Source organism: Chloroflexus islandicus (assembly GCF_001650695.1).
Classification (GTDB): Bacteria; Chloroflexota; Chloroflexia; order Chloroflexales; family Chloroflexaceae; genus Chloroflexus; species Chloroflexus islandicus.
Genome location: NZ_LWQS01000093.1, coordinates 108,885 through 129,135 on the forward strand (window position 1 = coordinate 108,885; position 20,251 = coordinate 129,135).

Consider the following 20,251-nt stretch of genomic DNA (forward strand, 5'->3'; position numbering starts at 1 on the left):
GCAATCTCCTTTATTGCTGCTATCCCGTTCATAATCGATAGCGAAGCCGCTACCCTATGCTCACGACCCACAGGGTGCAACCGCCAACGCACCCGATCGGAACTGGATGGAGGCAGCGCCCACCCTACACCGCGCTGCCCCCACAGCTACCGGTTGATGATCGGCAGATAGAGCCGCGCGCGCTCAACCACTCCCTTCAGTGCAAACTCAGTCAGGTGGTCGAGCACGACGATGATCCGGTTGGCGGCCAGATCGTGGCTGCATCCTGCGCACGGCAACAGATTGCGCCACCCGCTGCCATCCCAATAGGCCACATTCAAGGTCTCTTCTAGGATCGACCGCGCGGCAAGGTCATCATCCGTATAGTCAATCTGAATCGTGATCGGTACGTCAAACCGCGTTACCGATTGGCCGCTGGCGGTAACCGCCTGCAACGAGAACCCGCTCACCGCTGTTTCTGCCCCGCTGAAGGACTGGGCTGGCGTCGCATTGTGGTTGTAGACAAAGGTTGTCGTTTCGGTTACAGCACCGTTCGGCACGGTAATGGTCGCATTCATACCCGTCTGAATAACGCCGCCAGCGGGCGGGAGCGGGCGTGCTGCCACTGCCGTATAGCGGTCGAGATTCATGTCAATATGTTCCCACGTCGGTGATGGGATATACGCAACATTGATCTGGCCCGTCGCCGCGGCATCAGCCAGACGTTGATCGGGAAATAAGGCGTATGCCGGCAGGAAATCAATCTCTCCATTCACGAGCGCATCAATCGCTGCGTCTTGAGAAGAGAAGAACCGGATCACAATCCGGCCCACCTTGGGTGCGGGAGTGTGGTACGGATTCGCGACAAACGTCATGTGATCGTCGCGCACCCACTCGGCCAGCATATAGGGGCCAAAGCTGAGCGGGCGCTCGGCCAGTTCGGGCAGCGTTGCCCACTCGCGCGGCGGCACATCGGCCAGCACCCGGCCATCGCTGAGCACTTGATGCGCCGGGTAGATGCCGAACGGCAGCAGGAAGTATACCGGGTAGGACGGCAGCAGGGAGTAGTTGGATGACTGGTAGCCGGGCAAGTAGGTTAGGGTGTATTCGAGGCCGGGGCCGAACGTGGTTTGCTGGATGGCGTCGCAAACCGATTGCCGCCGCTCTGTATCCGGATCACACTCGGCCTGCAGCCCAAGCCGGATGTCGGCTAACGACCCGGCAACGCCATCGCTCCACCGGTAGCTCTTCAGGCGGTAGCGGACGGTCAGTTGTTTCATGGCAATCGTGCCCGTACCGCTATATGTCACCTCGTTGCCGTCAGCGTCAATCACGGTCACCCCGGCTGCGAGCGTGACCGGTTCGCCTTCAATGCTGTAGACGCGATCCCCGGCAGTGACATTGACGGTCGCATTTTGCGCTAAACCCGCCTCGATTGTGCTCAACCCGTCTTGCAAGACAGGTTGATAGTCATAGTGGTACTCGGTGTAGTACACGCCTTTCGCCAAGTGTCTAGCATCAAATGCCACTGCTTGCCATGAAGCTCTTTCTAACAGGTTGTCCGGCTGCTGGGTAAAACCAACCACTATCGTTGTCCCGCCATCATCGCGTTCCCAGTTGGCTGCGCTAGCGAGACTGTAACCGGTTGGGCTGGCCGGAACTCCAGACAGATGCCGGCTCCACGCTTCACTGTGGATGCGATTAAACAACGGCAGCGAGACCATATCCCGGGCAAATTCGGTTTGGACAATGGCGTAGTGATTGATCCGGTCTTGGCGTAGCAACGTGGTATTGGCGGCAATAATGGCCCTACTGGCCGTAGGATTGCACCAACCCATATAGTTCTGACCGCTCCAGCCATTCGCTGCGGTCGGAATCTGATCGCAAGCGTAGAGCGTCCAGCCACCGGGATCAGCTTGCCCCACCCATGCAAACGCACCTAGTTCAAAATCGCGGCGACGTAACCCGCTCTCAGCGCCAAACCAGATTGAGACCGGGATATGCTCGCGCACCAGCCGGATGCCGCAGTGGTCGCGCCATTGCGCTTCGAGCGCCGCCGCCCACGTCTGGCGGAATGAGGCATTGGTGGTCGTCAACGACAGCGCCAATTCGTCGCCGGCTGCGTTGGTGCGATAGGTCGCACCGGGGGCGAGCGTCCAACCGGCTTCTGCCAGTAATTGCCGGCCCATCGCCGGATCAAACGGATAAGTAAACTCTGGCGGCGGCGCGTGGTAGGCCCAGTGATCTTTGGGCAGGAACGTATCCATGACCAACGCCTGCCGCTGAGTCGCATTCAAGAATGGATAGACCGACTCGATCAGAGCGAGCCGGTCGGTGCAGTAGGCCAGCGCCCGCCGGATGCGGATGTCGCTCAGCAGCGGATGCGGCGTGACCGTAGCCAGTGTCGGCGGCGCCGCCGGTGACGCCGCAACGGTCGCTGGTGGCGCCGCAACCGTCGCCGCTTGCACGATGAGCAATACCGCCAACAACATGGATGCGCCAACGACCAGCGAACGAATGCGCGGATTCATCAGCAACCTCCTTTCGGGTGGAACTGCAACCGAGAAACCGTGCCGCAACGAGAGCGATTGCAGCAAGGCGCGGGGCATTGACGCCACCTTATTCCCTCGCTGCCATCACCACCGGCACATACACCTGTGCGCCGCCGTACATCTCAAGATGGGCCTGCATCACGCCGGGATCGCGGTAGAAGTACCGCCACACAAACCCATTGCGATCATTCGCCAACCCCAAAAACAACCACAATTGCGCCAAGGCGCTGTAACGGGCGCTGCACTGGCCATAGTCAGCCGCCGCAGGGTGTACCATCACCGAATCGCGGAACCCGAAGCCGGGTTCATACACGCACGGAAACGTGTTCGCCAGCGTTTGCAACGTCGCGATCGCCTCATCCGCCAGCGGGGTAATCAGCGCCAACCCCGCCGCGTGCGGCGTCACCAACCCCGGTCGCGTCTCCGGCGCGCCGGGACTCGCTGCCGGCGGCGCGCCTTGTTGCACATACCCGCCCGTCCCCACATCAAAACAATCCGAGAACCCCCACGCCACATACCCCCGATCACGGGCATACGCGATCTGGGCCTGCGTCGCCGGCACGAGCGTCTGCCGGCCATACTCAGTCGCCAGCTCGCGCACAAACAACGCCGGCGCCGCATACGTAAAATACGAACCGTCCCACGCCATCTGCGCCACCGTGATACCGCCATAGCTTCCGGCTGGCCCAGCCAACGCCGCAAGGCTCAGCCGAAACTCAGCGGCGCTCAGATGGCCCAACGCGCGGGCAACGAAGTTTATGATCCGGTTCTCGTTGGAAAGATAATCGGCTTCCGTGCCACCCTGCGGATTCTCGACCGCACCCCACGTAAACCGGTGCGTCGCAGGGTGGTACCAGAGAGTGAAATCCATCTCGCTGAGGATAGCATCCGCCGGTTGCGCCAACGTGGTATGGCCGTGCGCCGCGCCATACGCGCGGATGGTCATCAACGCTGCCGCCAGCCACGCATTATCAATCGACGGCACCAAATGGTTATCGCCCACGTTCGCCCCCACCACCGGCGGGTTCCACGAGATCCAATACCACTGGTAAAAGACGCGGCGCTGGTAGGCATTGGGGCCGTGCGGCTGAAATGCCTGCGCGCCGGTCTGCCACGCGCGCAGTTGGTTGAGGATGGCGCTGACCGTGGCTTCAGTCTCGGCCCACGTTGGACTCCACGGACGGCCAGCGTCATACGCTGCCAGCCACGCCAGCGCGTACAACCCGATCTCAGCCGGGTTCGCATAATCGCCGCCGGGGATCACCGGCGACCACCAACTATACGGGAGATGATGGGAAGTCGTTTGCGCAGCGCGCAAATACGCCCACGTATCCTGCGCCCACTGGTCAATGACATCCGCCTGCGCGCGCACCGCCGGCCCGTTCGGAACGCCGCCCCATACCCCGCCGCTCAGCGCCAGCGCAACCAACACCAGCGCGACCCCCCCCCGCATTGCCCGCATACGCCACCCCCAGCGTCACCGCAAAACCCATCACCCAACCGGCGCGCCGGATACGGCGGCAACGAGGGGCAATGCAGGCGGCGAAGCAGCGGCATACGGTAGAGCACCGGCGCGCAATCAACGCAAGAGCGTTTTGATAAGCATGAAAATACTATCTTTACATCTGAACAATTAATCCATATAGCAACAAATAAACTAAAAATAAAGATTTGTTTTTTGCATTGAATATCTATACAAAAATATACATTATTCACCCAAAGAGAGCGTTACACCCTTTTCATCTTCAGCGACATTCTCACAACCGAGGGGAACCGGCCGCTAGGGGGTTGAGGGGCGGACAAAAAGGGTACACCAGCGCATCGCAAAGCCATCAACTCTATATGCACTCATACGTTCTGTTTGCCCTTGAACCGCTGCAAAGAATGGGAAGGCGAAACGCGCGGTGTGGGGTAGGGTTGATGGTCATAACAACCCTAGTGCCAATGCCATGCCCTTCAGCGGCACGCTCTTCCCGCCCATTGTGATACTTGCAGTGCCAAATCCTCATTCTCTGCGCATAACACCCCTAGGAGCACATAACAGAATTGTCATCTGTAATACAGGGTTTACGGGGTGACAACGCCGTGCGAAGGCGCTTCAATAAGGAGAACATCCTTGCCTCATCGCTCAATAGATGCCGGCAATTGAACGGCTCAATCGCGTACCACGAAAGATCCTTGGGTACCCGGTCACGCACGCATTGGCAGGCTAATACTGCAAATATGCGCTGATGTAAGGAGCCGTTGTTATGAATTGGCATCTCTGGCGAATCATTCCGTTGATCTGCTTTATCACTCTTGTCGTTGTTCTCATTGTATTGCCAAACGAGGTGCATGCAGCACTAAACTGCAGCGATCCGGGCGTGATCTGTAGAAGCGGTACCCTCGCGGACAATGAGACGTGGACAGCCGGTAATGTCTATGTCATCTCTGGCTCCGATGTAACTGTACCTGCCGGTGTAATGCTGACCATTCAGGCTGGCGCTATTGTGAAGTTTAACCTTGGACGAAGCATGATCGTTGATGGTGAGCTAGTTGTGTCAGGAACACAGGCGAGTCCGGTCTATTTCACCTCAATCCGTGATGACACGATTGGCGGAAATACTGACAACGATCCAGCATTGCCCGCCGCAGGCAACTGGGGCCGCATCCTCTTCCGCAGTGGCAGCAGCGGCACGCTCACCCACCTCGAACTCCGCTACGGCGGCGGCGCCGATTGGTGGTGGTGGGGCATGCTGCAACTCGACACCGGCGCCACCGTCAGCCTCACCGCCGCCACCCTCACCAGCGCATCCTCGTGCGCCCTCAGCACCACCCCTCAGAACGACTTCACCTTGAACAATATGAGCCCGGCCAGTTTCACCGGCAGCATCTACAACGGCATCTGCGTCTATGAGGGAACGGTGAACGCCAACACGACGTGGGACGAGACCGAGGCCGCCTATGTACCCTTAAACGACATCACCATCGCCCTCGGCAGCACGCTCACGTGGGGGCCGGGCATCGTCATCAAACCGTCGTGGCGAGAGGCCGAGTTCCTCGTCAATGGGTCGCTCAACGCCACCGGCACCGCCAGCCAACCCATCTATGTCACCTCACCCCGCGACGATGCCATCGGCGGTGCGACCGACAACTCCACCGAATTGCCGGGTCCGGGGCAGTGGGGCCGCATCCTCTTCCGCAGTGGCAGCAGCGGCACGCTCACCCACCTCGAACTCCGCTACGGCGGCGGCGCCGATTGGTGGGGCTGGGGCGCCATCCATATTGAAAACGCATCTCCATCAATTCGTCTCTGCACCCTACGCAATAATATCCGTGGCCTAGCTAGTTACGGTGCATCTGCAAATCCCACCATTGAGCGATGCCGCATCTACGGTAATACCCAATACGGCGTGTTCAACGGTGAACCCAATCACTGGATCTCTGCCGTGAACAACTGGTGGGGAAGCGCATCCGGTCCGAACGACCCCAACCCACCCGGAACCGATGGCGACTACAACAACGGCGCCGGTGATCATGTCAGCAATTTCGTCCGGTATCGTCCGTGGGACCGAAACCTTCCATTCCGCATCTCCGTGCCATTCATCGTCCGGTAGTGCGTTTCGAGAGGAGGTTCGTTATGCGCCCTTCCACCGTGTGCGCTGCCATGCTGCTGATCGTTCTGATTAGCGCCTCGTTCGCCACACCCTCCGCATTACCCGTCAACACGCCGCTGGCGGCAGCGGCAACCTTCAATGAGCCGCCGCCACCACAAGATGGTGCAACGCTACAGGCAATCAACTTCATATACATCACAGCCGGTGCCTCACATACCTGTGGAGTGGCGGATAACGGCGCTGTCTATTGCTGGGGCCAGAACGAGTTTGGCCAGCTCGGTGATGGCACGACAACTACTCGCCGGACGCCGGTGGCGGTGAGTGGTTTAAGCAGCGCAGTCGCCATCACAGCGGGCTATGCCCACACCTGCGCGGTGCTTAGCGACGGCACCGCCCGCTGCTGGGGCGAGAACGGTGCTGGCGCGCTCGGTGATGGCACGACGACCGACCGCTTGACTCCGGTGGCGGTCAGCGGCTTAAGCGGCGCCATCGCTCTCGCGGCGGGCGGCTCTCACACCTGCGCCCTCCTCCGCGACGGCACCGCCCGCTGCTGGGGCAACAACGAATATGGTCAGATCGGCAACGGCACAACAACCGACCGCCTAACACCGGTGGCGGTCAGCGGTTTAAGCGGTGCCGTCGCCATCGCAGCAGGCAGTAACCACTCCTGCGCGATCCTGCGCGATGGCACCGCGCGTTGTTGGGGTTGGAACGACACGGGCCAGCTTGGCGACGGCACGACGATCGACCGCTTGACTCCGGTGACGGTGCGCAACCTGACCGGCGCGGTTGACATTACGGCAAATGGCCTTAATACCTGCGCTTTACTGGCTAGCGGTTCCGTTCGCTGCTGGGGCGAGAACGAATACGGCCAACTTGGCGACGGCACGACGACCGATCGTTTGACTCCGGTGGAGGTCATCGGCCTCAGCGACGCCATCGCCCTCGCGGCAGGCGGCTCTCATACCTGCGCACTCCTGCGCGACGGCGCCGCCCGCTGCTGGGGTTGGAACTACTATGGCCAGCTCGGCGACGGCACGACGACCAACCGCCTGACGCCGGTGGTGGTCAGCAACTTGAGTGACGCAATTGACATTGTGGTGGGTAGCTTCCATACCTGCGCACTCTTGCGCAATGGCGCTATCCGCTGTTGGGGGAGTAACTGGGATGGCGAGCTCGGCGACGGCACGCCAACTAAGCGCCTGACACCAGTGGCGGTCAGCGGCTTGAGCGATGCGGTCGCCATCACAGCGGGTGCCGCTCACACCTGCGCCCTCCTGAATGACAGCACCGCCCGCTGTTGGGGCAACAACTGGGATGGCGAGCTCGGTAACGGTACGACGACTAACCGGCTAGCACTGGAGACGGTCAGCGGCTTGAGCAACGCCTTCACCATTACGGCGGGCGCTTCCCACACCTGCGCGCTCCTGAGCAACGGCTCGGCCCGCTGCTGGGGGAGTAATGGGGCTGGTCAGCTCGGCGACGGCACAACGACCGACCGCCTAACACCGGTAAGGGTCAGCGGGCTAAGCGGCGCCATCGCCATCACAGCGGGTGCCGCTCACACCTGCGCCCTCCTGAATGACAGCACCGCCCGCTGTTGGGGCTACAACTGGGATGGCGAGCTCGGCGACGGCACAACGACCGACCGCCTGACACCGGTAAGGGTCAGCGGGCTAAGCGGCGCCATCGCTATCACGGCGGGTGCCGCTCACACCTGCGCGCTCCTGAGCAACGGCTCGGCCCGCTGCTGGGGGAGTAATTGGGCTGGTCAGCTCGGCGATGGCACAACGACCGACCGCCTGACACCGGTAGCGGTCAACGGGCTAAGCGGCGCCATCGCTATCACGGCGGGTAACGCTCACACCTGCGCCCTCCTGAGTGACAGCACCGCCCGTTGCTGGGGGAGTAACTGGGATGGCCAGATCGGCGACGGCACGACAACCGACCGCCTGACACCGGTGGCGGTCAGCGGCTTGAGCGATGCGGTTGACATCCAAGCAAGTTACAACCACACCTGCGCCCTCCTGCGCGATGGCACTGCCCGCTGCTGGGGGAGTAATTGGGCTGGTCAGCTCGGCGACGGCACGACAACCGACCGCCTGACACCGGTGGCGGTCAATGGGCTGAGCGACGCCTTCGCCATCACGGCTGGTACATGGTATACCTGCGTACTCCTGCACGACAGTACCGCTCGCTGCTGGGGTTGGAACTACGATGGCCAGCTCGGCGATGGCACAGCCAGTTACAGTCCAGTGCCGGTGACGGTGGCGGGATCGGGTGACGCCACATACGCCATCACCGGAAGCGTTGTCACAGTGAACGATCTACCAATGCGCGGTGTCGAAATCAAGACCAATACCGGCATCGCGACGACAACCGATAGCAATGGTCAATATCGCATTGCTGATCTGCGCGCTGGCACGTATTCAATCACGGCTAGTACACCGGGCTATACCTTCAACGGTCCTCTCACCGTCACTGTCGGTTCGGGCGCCGGGGCAACAGCAAATTTCACCGGAACACCTAAATCAGTCACACGCACGCCACTGATCTTCATCCCCGGCATCATGGGAAGTAAGCTGTTGGTAAAGGAGAACGACACCCTGTACACAATATGGCCGGGTGTACCCTCGTATAATAACCGGGCAATCTTACGCGACAGATATATGACGAGACTCGACACTGGCGTAGTGACCGCAACGGATGCAATTCGATACATGCCGGTGCCACCATTGCCAGACTACGAAATATACGAACCTTTACTCGATTACCTTTCAAAATCAGTTGACGCGGGAGGATTGGGTTATCAGGAACTCGAACCTTATTGGGAGACGCCTCTGAATCGATGCCAGTCGATCCCCCAAGCGACAGGAAGCCAGATCACGCTCTTTGTCTTCGCTTACGACTGGCGCCAACCGATCGAGCGAAACGCCGAAGAGCTCGGCAGGTTGATCACCTGCGTCCGTGCATTGCACGACACACCTCAGGTTAATCTGCTGGCGCACAGTATGGGCGGGCTAGTCGCTGGCGTCTATGCGCAAAATCTCGGCGACTCGGTCTACGTGGATAAGCTGATCACGATTGCGACCCCATGGCACGGTGCGCCGAAAATGTTGATGGCACTCTTCACCGGCAAGGAACCGATAGACTGGGTATCACGAAAGGTTATCGGCGTCTCAACCTACGACATTATGAGGTGGGCGCGCGCCTTCCCCGGCGCCCATCAACTGCTTCCCAGCCACATCTATGTCGATGTCCATCGCAATGTCGTGTTCGAGGAAAAAGGCTGGGATGCAGATAAAAATGGCAAGGATCGAGAAGCATATCATACCTACAGCCAGCTCATCGCGATGTTGAACAGAAACTATGGACAAGTGGGAACGAACGCCGAGCATTTCAGCCGTACCTATGTGACCAACTGGCGTCCAGAAGGGTCACAAGTCGAGTATTATATAATCTCCGGTAATATGGGAACCAATACCACAATCAGCAAGGTTGAAGTGCGTAAGACTGTCAATTGCACGGTGACGTCAAATCCGCAACCAACCACGGCTAACCATTTCATAATTGTAGTGCCCTCGACATGCTTCTTTTCGCCTGAATACTATGCGTTGAAATTCGCTGCAGGCGATGCGACAGTGCCAATAAACAGCGCATCCCCACAAGGCTGGACATCATATCTTGTTACTGCGGGGGAAACTGAGCATACCCAACTGACGAGAAATCCTATCGTTTGGGATAAGATCAGGAGCGCCTTGAGCGGTCAGCTTAGCGCTCAAGCACAGTCAGCCGGGATGCTATCCGCACCCGCGCCAGCCGTGTATATCACCGGCATCGGCTTCCCGGCGCTCTCCGTCACTGACAGCCTTGGCAACTACGTTGGTTCGGATGGCACGCTCGCCGTCACCGATACAGTCGTCGCCGACTACTACCCGCTTGGTACGGACGCACACGCGCTCGTGTTACCGGCAAGTGAGACGTATACCGTGACGCTGCGCACGGGCGATGGTCCCTTCCGCCTTGAGATCACCCGCGGCACGGGTGACAGCGCCGACCTTTCAGTACGGTATCTTGATCTGAGCCTGCCCGCAAATATCAGCGCAACTCTCCGCATCACCCCGCAGGGCATTGAACAACTGCATGCCGATACTGACGGCGATGGCACGTTTGAGACCGAGATTTCACCGACAGCTAGCGTCACTGGCGCCGCCGCTAATGACCTCGATGCGCCGGCAGTGACGATCACTGTCACAGGACCACTCAATGCCAAAACGGTGACAATCATCGCCACTGATAGCGGCGCCGGAGTGAAGCAGGTGCTCTATTCGCTCGACGGGACGACCTTCCAGCCCTACACCGCACCGTTCGTCGTCGATGCGATGCAGACACCAGTGATCTACGCCTTCGCCGATGACAACGTCGCCAACCGGTCGTCGTTGCTTACGGAGCGGCTGTTGTGGCCCACGTACCTGCCGCTGACGATGCGGTAGCGCGGCGTGGCCGTAAGCATGATGCGGACACCCATTGATCTGTGTCAATCCGTTTCCCATTCGCGCAATAGCCTACGGATTGACACAGGTATTATGGATTGTCACCCAATCCGGGTACATCCACCCAAACCCTTGTCCCCTGCCACACACCCTGCCCGTCGCCTACGGTTGCGGACGCAGCGGTTCACCCCGCTCCCACGCTTGCAGGTACGCAAACGGCGGGATCTCGCCGCGCCGCACGGCCCAATCGTCCGGCGTCGTCGGGCGCGAGATGCCAAAATGCAGGTGCGGCGGCGTGCCGCGCGCATTGCCGCTGTTGCCGGTGTACCCCAACACCTGCCCCGCCTCGACCCGCACCCCCGGCTCGATCCCGTCGGCGACCGCCGATAAATGCGAGCCATAGTAGCGCCAACCGTCATCACCGATGATTGCGACTGCCAAACCGCCGCGATGCTCTGGCCGGTTGGTGGCCGGATCCCAACGATCGACCCGGCTGACAAAATCGACCACGCCGCTCGTGGGGGCCACAAATTCGCTCCCAACCGGGCAAAAGATATCGGCAGCCGGATAGTCGTGATGGTAGGGGCCATACTCAATCCGTGCGCCGCGCACCGGGAAGACGTAGGTGAGGACGACTGGCGTTGGCGATGGCGGTACCGGCGTTGGCTCAGGCGTGGGTGTCACAGTAGGAGAAGGCAGCGGGCTAGGCCGCGGGGTGCGTGTCGGTGGGAGCGGCGTCGGGATCGCCGTCACCGTCGCTGCTACCATCGTTGCCGTCGCCACCGGTGCAGCCTGCTGGCTTACCGGCCCAGCGTTCTCGCCACAACCGGCCAGCGCGAGCACGAATGCCGCCACCACTAAAAACCTGACAGCATGCGTGCTCATCGCACCACCCCTATCACTTCCACCTCGCTCATCGGCGTAAAATCGCGCCCATTGTCCACTGCCGGCGGCACACTCTCCAGAATCACAATCCGGATCGCATCAGTCACAACGTTATTCACCCGGATCGGCTGCAACACCGCTTGATCATCGAGCAACGCCTCGATCCGCACACCGGAGCGAAACTCCAGCCGCACCCGGCGCACCCGCCGGTTCTGCCAAAACCGGTTCGTACCATCGACGGGATCAATCTTGGCATAACCCGGCAGAATCAACACCTCACGCACCTCAACCGGGCCGGCAAACTCGAGCAGCAGCCACTGATTCACGCCATCACCCGCAACCCGCCACGCCGTATCGAACCGGCCATCAACCGCATTATCGGGCGTAAACGTCGTCGTATTGCCTTGTGCATCGCGCGAATTCGGCGCATAATCGCTGGCGCTGACCCGCAGCGGCGTTATTTGGGCCACCGCCGCCGGACGGGGCGTGCGGGTTGGCAACCCGCCAGATGAACTCGCCGGCACTGCTGTCGCCGTCAGCCCTGCCGCCGCCGGACGGGGCGTGCGGGTTGGCAACGCCGGTGTAGCGCTCGCCATAGCAGGCCGCGGCGTGCGCGTCGGCAGCGCCACCCGCGTCGCCGTCAGCACCGCCGGCGAACTAGCCCCGCCCGGTTGCACACTCCGGTTCTGGGTCACGACAAACGCAACGCCCCCTATGATCGCAAGCAACGTCACGACCGCCACGACGCCGATAATGAGGGTTGTCTGGCGACCCATACACGCCTCCCCCGCCCCAATCCGCCTACCCCACTATGCAGCGGCGGAAAAACGCTTCCGTCGCAACCGAACTATTTTGATTGTAGCAACTGGTTGGGTAAGGTCAATGATGAATATGGCAACAGAGGAGCGTAGATTCGGACGATCAACCCGGTTCCGGGCAAGCGGTGGAGGGGGATTAAGGGCGGAACAATATTTGCATCCAAATACCTGATGTGAGATAATTTATATAGCTCACTCAATGACAAATTAGCACTATGCTCTCTGAAGCTGTTCTCTCTGCCATCACCGAAACGATCTTTAACCATCTGATTCAGGACAGTGGGCCTAGCACACACACCGTGTTGGGCATTGACCTACAACAGCGTGCATTCCAGACGGCGTTCGCAAAGGCTTACTCCTCCTTTGCTAAGCAGCATCCCGATTGGGTGGCAGCGCTCTTTGATCAGGCTTTCCTCACCGGCCCTGCTGCGCCGCTACTTGCAACCCTTCTCACTCGACGCGGCCACCCTGCTCCGGAAGATCTAGCCCGGCGCTGGTGTGACCATCTGGGGCTTGTAGCAACCCCGCATCGGTTAGCTGAAGCTACTCGTGTTGCAGCCAATTTTTTAGCGGCGCTTGAGTCAGAGTTAGCAAACCAACTAATTTTGCAGGCTGTTTGGGACTCACGCGTGCTCGATCAGATCAGCAACGATGTTGCTGAGATACGCCGTCTGCTCGACGAGCAGTTTCGCACCGCACTAGACGCATCGCGCCAAGTGACGATTGGCGGGGAGGTGCGCGATAGCGTTGTCATCACTGGCGATCGCAACACTGTTTTCATTCAACATGTTATTGCGCCGATACGTCGCCTACCGATCGACTACACTACCCGCATCAAAAGCTTTCGCGACAACTACCTCGGTACGCCACAGCATCCTGTCACCTTCGGCGGTCGCGAAGAGGTGTTGCGCCAATTGGATAATTGGCTGGCAGATCCGACCACCCCCTACCTCTTGCTTACCGCGCCCGCCGGACGCGGTAAGTCGGCGCTGCTGGCGCAATGGTTAGCCCAGCTATGTTCTAGCTTGCCAATCGTCTTTGTGCCGATCAGCATCCGCTTCAGCACGAACTCTGCCAGTGTGGCTTTTGCCAGCTTAGCTGAACAACTGGCTCGCTCCTTTAACGAAGAGATTCTCACCGACGCCAATACGCCTTATGAGGTATGGCGCGGCATCTGCAGCAGGTACCTGCAACGTCAGCCGCCTCAAGGCCGCTTGCTCGTCGTGCTCGACGGGGTAGACGAGGCAGCAGACTGGGATGCCGACGGTGCGCTCTTCCCGCTCAACCCGCCGCCGGGGTTAAAGGTCATTGTCAGTGCCCGACTGACCGCTCATCGTTCAGAAGCGAAAGACTGGCTCAGGGCGCTGGTATGGGATCGGCTGAACGTGGATTGCCTCATGCTTGATCCACTCGACAAAACCGGGTTGAGCGACGTGCTAAAGAAGATGAATAGGTCGCTCGATCAACTGGCGCACCAGCCCTTTATCGATGAACTGTACCGGCTGACTGGCGGCGAGCCGTTGCTTGTCAGGTTATATGTCGAAGATTTGTGGCAATGCAGCACACATGCGTCACGGCTTACGGCAGAAGACCTGAGCACGATCAAGCCCGGCTACAAAGGATACATGGATCGTTGGTTCGAGGATCAGCGCAAACTGTGGGGGGATGACACCCCACTGAAAGAACGGAGTGTGCGCGAAACGCTCAACCTACTGGCTACAGCGTTGGGACCGTTGCAGGCAGACGATCTGCTTTCCCTTGCAGACCGCAGCGCCATCGAAGACTCTTGGATGCTTGATCAAGCTCTGTACCCACTAGAACGCTTCGTGATTGCCACAAACGATGGTTATGTGTTCAGCCACCCGAAACTGGGTGATTACTTCTTCGAGAATCTGACTAACAGCGAACGGCAGGCGCTAGAGCAGCGGTTTCTTCAGTGGTGCAAGTGCGTGTTCGACAACCTGCACAAGGAAAGTCTTGCGCCACAGCAAGCGCCACCCTACGTAGTGCGGTTCTACCGCGCCCACCTGCAACGCGCCAATACCCCGCTTTCCAACCTACGCCACCTAGCCGAAAGCCAAGCATGGGCAGCCACATGGGAAGCGTATGAAGGAGGTTATAATGGCTACTTGAGCGACATCGCCGCTGTATGGCAGCGCGCCGCTGCTGAGAACCGGCTGGCCGCAGAGGCGCACCAGCCCAAGCCCACACCGCACCTAGGGCTGGAGATCCGCTGCGCCCTAATCGAATCAACCATCCGTGCGCTTGTGTATAACTTGCCGCCTAACTTGCCGAAACTACTAGTGCAGCACGGCATATGGAGCGTCACCCAAGCTATGTCCTATGTGCGCCAGATGCTGGACGGGCACCAACAAGCAACCACACTACGGACACTAGCTCCACACCTGTCGCTGGAACTACTGCACGACGCTCTCGTCGCCGCCCGCAAGATTAAGGAGGAGTTGTTCCGCGCCGATGCGCTCGCCGCGCTGGCGCCGCACCTGCCGAAGGGGCTGCTGCCGGACGCTCTCACTGCCGCCTGTGAGATTAAAAAAGAGCCATTCCGCACTGAGGCGCTCACCGCGCTGGTACCGTACCTGCCCGAAACGGAACGGCACGCCGTTCTAACCGACGCCCTTGCCGCCGCCTGCAAGATTGCGGACGAGAAGTACCGCGCTGAGGCGATCATCGCGCTGGCGCCGCACTTACCCGAAACGGAACGGCACGCCGTCCTAACCGACGCCCTTGCCGCCGCCTGCAAGATTCCCGAGAAGTCGTTCCGTACCAAGGTACTCGCCGAGCTGGCGCCGCACTTACCCGAAACGGAACGGCACGCCGTCCTACTCAAAGCCCTTGCTGTCACCCGCAAGATTGCGGACAAGAAGACCCGCGCCGAGATGCTCGCTGCGCTAGCACCACATCTATCAGGGAAGGATCGGTACGCCGTCCTAACCGAGGCCCTCGCCGCTGCGCGCGAGATTGCCGAGGATTGGCTCCGTGTCAAAGGGATCGCCGCGCTGGCACCGCACTTACCCGAAACGGAACGGTACGCCGTCCTAACCGAGGCCCTCGCCGCCGCCCGCAAGATTGACGAGCAGAAGTATTGGTTCCGCGCCGAAGCTCTCGCCGCGCTGGTACCGTACCTGCCCGAAACGGAACGGCACGCCGTCCTAACCGAGGCCCTCGCCGCCACCCGCAAGATTGCTGAGGGAAAGGACCGCGCCGAGATACTCACCGCGCTGGCGCCGCACCTATCCGAAAAGGAGCGGTACGCCGTCCTAACCGAGGCCCTCGCCGCCACCCGCAAGATTGCTGAGGGAAAGGACCGCGCCGAGATACTCACCGCGCTGGCGCCGCACCTATCCGAAAAGGAGCGGTACGCCGTCCTAACCGACGCCCTTGCCGCCGCCTGCAAGATTGCTGAGGGAAAGGACCGCGCCGAGATGCTCGCTGCGCTAGCACCACATCTATCAGGGAAGGATCGGTACGCCGTCCTAACCGAGGCCCTCGCCGCTGCGCGCGAGATTGCCGAGGATTGGCTCCGTGTCAAAGGGATCGCCGCGCTGGCACCGCACTTACCCGAAACGGAACGGTACGCCGTTCTAACGGAGGCTCTCGACACTGCTCGCAAGATTGCGGACAAGAAGGCCCGCGCCGAAGCTCTCGCCGCGCTGGCATCACACCTGCCCGAAACGGAACGGCACGCCGTCCTAACCGAGGCTCTCGACGCTGCCCGCAAGATTAAAGATGATCAGTCCCGCGCCCTAGCGCTCGTTGCACTGGCACCACACCTGCCGCCGAAACTGCGGGCCGAAGCCCTCGCCGCCGCTCGTGCGATTGATTGGAAGGATTTCCGTACTTGGGCGCTCGCTATGCTTGCACCACACCTAACTCCGGAACTGCGGGCCGAAGCCCTCGCCGCCGCTCGTGCGATTAACTGGAAGCCTTACCGCGTCGAGGCGATCGCCGCGCTGGTACCGTACCTGCCCGAAACGGAACGGCACGACGTCCTGACCGAGGCTCTCGCCACTGACCCCGCGATTTACAATGATTTGTCCTCCAAAATGCTCGCCACGCTAGCGCCGCACCTCGCCGCACTCCCTGCGCCGCTGCGCTATCGTTGTTTAACAGAGACGTTGCCGCTGCTTGCGCGCCGGCCTCGCCCTGAGTTGCTCGCTTGCCTGCACGCGCTGCTGCCGCTGATCACGGCAACCGGAGGCGCCAAAGCAGCGGGAGAAATGTTTCACGCGCTGCGCGATGTGGCTCAGTGGTGGCCATAGTCAAACGGGGGTGATGCTCTCTCACCCCCGCTCTGTACGTTTTATTGCTGCCAACGTTGTTGGGGCGTAGTCGTTATCTGGGGCGTCAGATGTAAGCTCTTTAAAATCTACTCTCAGGAGCGCCTACCATTCCAGTGATCGGAGCACCCACAACGAGCACGGCCAATGCCGAGGCAATGTTGTGGCGAACGGCACATTTATGGGAAAACTACGAAATATCGCCGAGCTACACTCTATGGGTTAGCTTATCAGGCAACTTCTTTCCAACGATACTATGATAAGAGCACACGCATTCCGGCGCTGCAACAGGCTCTTAACTACAGTTGGCCTATTCCTCCTCAAATCCCGCTTGGTTAAATTTGAGCACCCGGCTATTTTCGGTAACATTCCGAACAATATGATCGGGGACTCCATTGGAGATCTCGGCATGGATCTCGATCGTGATCTGCACCTTTGCGCCAACTAAACTAGTCAAGTGTTGCACAATTGCGTCAGCAATATCTTTGGACTGGCTGGCCAACCGGTTGGGATCGTTGAGCGTGATACTACCGTAAAAACGACGCGGGCGCTTTGGTTGGGCAGGTGCAACAGGTGACTGGGCAGACTCGCCAGTTAAAACGGGTTGCGTACCAATACTTTCGACTGGCTGATGCTGAGCTTGCGGCAAAGATGGTGTGGGAACAACCATGTTGAATTGACGCTGAGCTGCTGCCGGTTGGACCAGCAGACTATCCGAGTCAAGCGTGACCCGAACATGTTGTCCGGCTTGTAGACCGCGATACATCTGCCGAGCAGCATCCCACCCCTCAGCATACGCAAATGTGTCTTGAGTCCACGTCAATTGGGCAACACCTTGCGCAATGGCTTCAACCAATACCTCGGTGTTAGCCAGACGCGGCAGATAGAGGTAACGAGCAAAATCATCGGCGAGTTGTTTGACGCTCACATGATCCCCGCGCCAAAGCGGGATGCGATCAAGTTCTGAACGCAATCGAGTGCCTGCCATCTGTGTAATGAGAAGCTCTTCATTTCGTAGCTTTTTCGCTACCCGTACCGCGAGCGCTTCTTGCACCGTCCCCTGACTCTGCAACCGGATCTCTTCCCACGTGACCCCACCCTGTGGATCGGGCTGTTCAGGGATCAGAAGCCAGATATATGTTTCAGGAACACGTTGATTTACCGTATCATCAAACTGTTCCCTTCGCGTTTTGGCTTGGCTGGCTTGAAACGCATCGAGCCCAAGTAAATCACGTTCATCTTCGATTGATTTCCACGCCAAATACTCGCGCACCGCTTGTTCCAACTCTTTCAAGCGCGTAGTATCAGCGGCCAGAAACACCAGCGTGTTGCGGTATACACGCGAACCGGCGCCCCGCGATTCCAGAAGTTGGACTGCAAATCGGCGCGCTGCGCTCTCGGCAACTTTGCCGCTGTGCGGGTAGCTTGGGTCGAGCAGAACCAATCGGGTCTCGCGCTCATCTGGCACATCACTTCCGCTGGCCGGCGCAATATGAACGGCAGCAAAGTCACCCCGCTGGCGCGCAGCAGCCCGCAACCGCCGTAACACTTCATCGTGAACGGTATCATCGTTGAGCCGCGCCGCGCGATCTTGAGCAAGCCGGTTTACACTCGGCTGAGTTGCATACCAGTACCGCTGCGCATTCTGATAAAGGTACGTCGCCTGATCAGCTAACCGGCGCAGCGCGTCACCAAAAATGGCGACACTTTCACCCGGCTGTACGCATCCCAACTTGATCTGTCGATCTTCAATTCCTTTGTTCGGCATGCGAAAGGTTGGCGCTGATCCCAGATAGAGCGTGCGCGCGACTCGCCGTGCCGCCGAATAGCGGCCTAGATTTGGATTTTCTTTGTCGAGCCGGAGCGGGAGTGAATTCGGTCCATCAATATCTTTCTCAATCACCGGCACCCATGGATCATCGAGGTAGCGCGTAAGTTCATACTGTACCGCCGGTTCGTCTACCGGTACACTAGCCGGTAAAATAAGCAAGGAGCGATCATCCCGCTGCCAAAGCGCGTGAATAACCGCAGCCATTAATCGCAATACGCCACGAGTTCGCTGGAACTTTTCCAGCGTGCTCCAGTCGTTGTAAAGCCGGTCGAATAGCTCTGGATGGATTGGATACGCAGCCTGCATCCGGCGCTCGTAGTCAGCCTCGCGAGTGTACGCAGGAAACTCGGCGCTTTGGGTGCGGTACATGTCGCAAAAAGTACGTACTACGGCATCTCGTTGCGGAAAGTGTTCAGGATCGGTAATAGGCTGGAAGAGCCGGCGGCGAACGATTTCAAACCCCTCTTCTGCACTCGCCGGTCGCCACGCCGACTCAAGTCGGCCGAATGTGTTTTTCAGGCGGCTAAGCGCTTCACGGCCAGCCTCCCCGCCAATCTCAATATCTGATGCCGGTAACGAAGCAACCACTAGCGTCCCCGGCACAGCGCGCGCCGCCTCAGTCAGCACCTGCGCAAAGGTCAAATTGGCATCAAATGAACCAGCGGGAAGATCACTTCGCGTATAAAGCTGGCGCACATAGGCCACCCACTCATCGATCAATATCAGGCACGGGCTAGCTTCCCGGAATAATGTCGCCAACTCATTTGACCCCGGACTCACGCCTGCTCGATCTGAGTCAGCGACGATTGAATATCCGTGTGCTCCTAGTAACTGGTATGCTAATTCGCCCCAGAGTGTATGCACCTCTATGCCATCGGCTTTACGATGCACTTTGGCCGGTGATAAGGCGGTGCCAACCAGTACTGCACGCCGAACACGCGGCAGGCTCGAAACACCCGCCAATTCTAACACTGGCTCAATTCCCGGCAAACTAGCGGGCGTCTCACCAGAACACACATGATACAGCGCCAGCATTGAGTGGGTCTTGCCACCACCGAAGTTGGTCTGGAGTTCCACCACCGGATCGCCGCCAGTATTGGCAAGACGACGAAGCGCCCCAGTAAGCAGCAAGCGTAAACCTTCGGTGATAAAGGTGCGCTGGAAAAAGCTGCGCGGATTACGGTATTCGTCGGATCCTTCGCCCCGATAGACTTGCGCAAGATCAGCGGCAAACTCAGCTTGTTGGTAGCGACCAGAAGCCACATCCGGGTGCGGCGTCATAATATCACGCCATGGACGCAGCCCACCCGCCGGTTGGCCAACGATCGGCGCTGTAGACACTTTGCGCGTTTCACGACGGACTTGCTCTTCAAAGCGGAGGCGCAACACCTCTTGTTTCTGCCGTTCGACTTCAGCGGCCTCCGGCGCCGAAATAGCGGTCAGCAAGCGCTGAATACTGTCAAGTGCGCGGTAGGTGTCATCGGTTGAGAATGGGGCTTGATGCGCCCATTTATGCCGTGTGTCGCGCAATTCGCTCACTAACGAGCGCTCGGCATAGCCCAGCGTCTTGCCAAAAACACTATTCCATTGCTCCCACATAATACGCAGCAACGGCGATGCATCGAGCTGCGGTTCATCACCATCCCAGCGAATATCGTTAGGCCAATGTTCAGTGACTTTCGTCACCCAATATTTTCCATATACAGCCATTAATTCACGCTCAACAAAAGGACGTAATCCTTGTTGCAAGAGTTCTAAACCTTTATTGACACGATCACGGTTACTCAACGCCATATACA

At 59.3% G+C, this 20,251-nt stretch carries 8 protein-coding genes; 3 read left to right on the plus strand and 5 right to left on the minus strand.

Translation table 11 applies throughout. The features are described from left to right. Positions 1-146: 146 nt before the first annotated feature. On the minus strand, positions 147-2,510 hold the full coding sequence (locus A6A03_RS17585) for an ABC transporter substrate-binding protein (RefSeq protein ID WP_066790897.1): 2,364 nt from the start codon (positions 2,508-2,510) through the stop codon (positions 147-149). A gap of 88 nt (positions 2,511-2,598) precedes the next feature. Then, positions 2,599-3,993 carry a hypothetical protein gene (locus A6A03_RS17590; protein WP_156525381.1) on the minus strand — a complete coding sequence of 465 codons (1,395 nt, stop codon included), beginning with the start codon at positions 3,991-3,993 and terminating at the stop codon, positions 2,599-2,601. A gap of 787 nt (positions 3,994-4,780) precedes the next feature. Here A6A03_RS17590 and A6A03_RS17595 point away from each other — a divergent pair. Further along, positions 4,781-6,127, plus strand: a complete 1,347-nt coding sequence (locus A6A03_RS17595) for a hypothetical protein (protein WP_066790901.1) — start codon at positions 4,781-4,783, stop codon at positions 6,125-6,127. A gap of 23 nt (positions 6,128-6,150) precedes the next feature. Beyond that, complete coding sequence (locus A6A03_RS17600; protein WP_082909008.1) at positions 6,151-10,620, plus strand: RCC1 domain-containing protein; 4,470 nt, start codon at positions 6,151-6,153, stop codon at positions 10,618-10,620. 162 nt (positions 10,621-10,782) lie between these two features. On the opposite strand, the gene A6A03_RS17605 is transcribed toward A6A03_RS17600, so the two are convergent. Together A6A03_RS17605 and A6A03_RS17610 are read right to left on the minus strand one after the other, a co-directional pair. After that, positions 10,783-11,505 (minus strand): M23 family metallopeptidase, encoded by a 723-nt coding sequence (locus A6A03_RS17605; protein ID WP_066790905.1) that lies wholly within the window; start codon positions 11,503-11,505, stop codon positions 10,783-10,785. Continuing rightward, complete coding sequence (locus A6A03_RS17610; RefSeq protein ID WP_066790907.1) at positions 11,502-12,281, minus strand: discoidin domain-containing protein; 780 nt, start codon at positions 12,279-12,281, stop codon at positions 11,502-11,504. Before A6A03_RS17610 ends, A6A03_RS17605 begins: the two co-directional genes overlap by 4 nt. A gap of 671 nt (positions 12,282-12,952) precedes the next feature. Between A6A03_RS17610 and A6A03_RS20200 the strand changes: the two genes are divergently transcribed. Further along, positions 12,953-16,603, plus strand: coding sequence for an AAA family ATPase (locus tag A6A03_RS20200; protein WP_172812333.1), 3,651 nt, complete (start codon positions 12,953-12,955; stop codon positions 16,601-16,603). Between the two features lie 328 nt (positions 16,604-16,931). Here A6A03_RS20200 and A6A03_RS17620 read toward each other — a convergent pair whose 3' ends face one another. Continuing rightward, complete coding sequence (locus A6A03_RS17620; RefSeq protein ID WP_066790944.1) at positions 16,932-20,246, minus strand: Swt1 family HEPN domain-containing protein; 3,315 nt, start codon at positions 20,244-20,246, stop codon at positions 16,932-16,934. Positions 20,247-20,251: the final 5 nt, after the last annotated feature.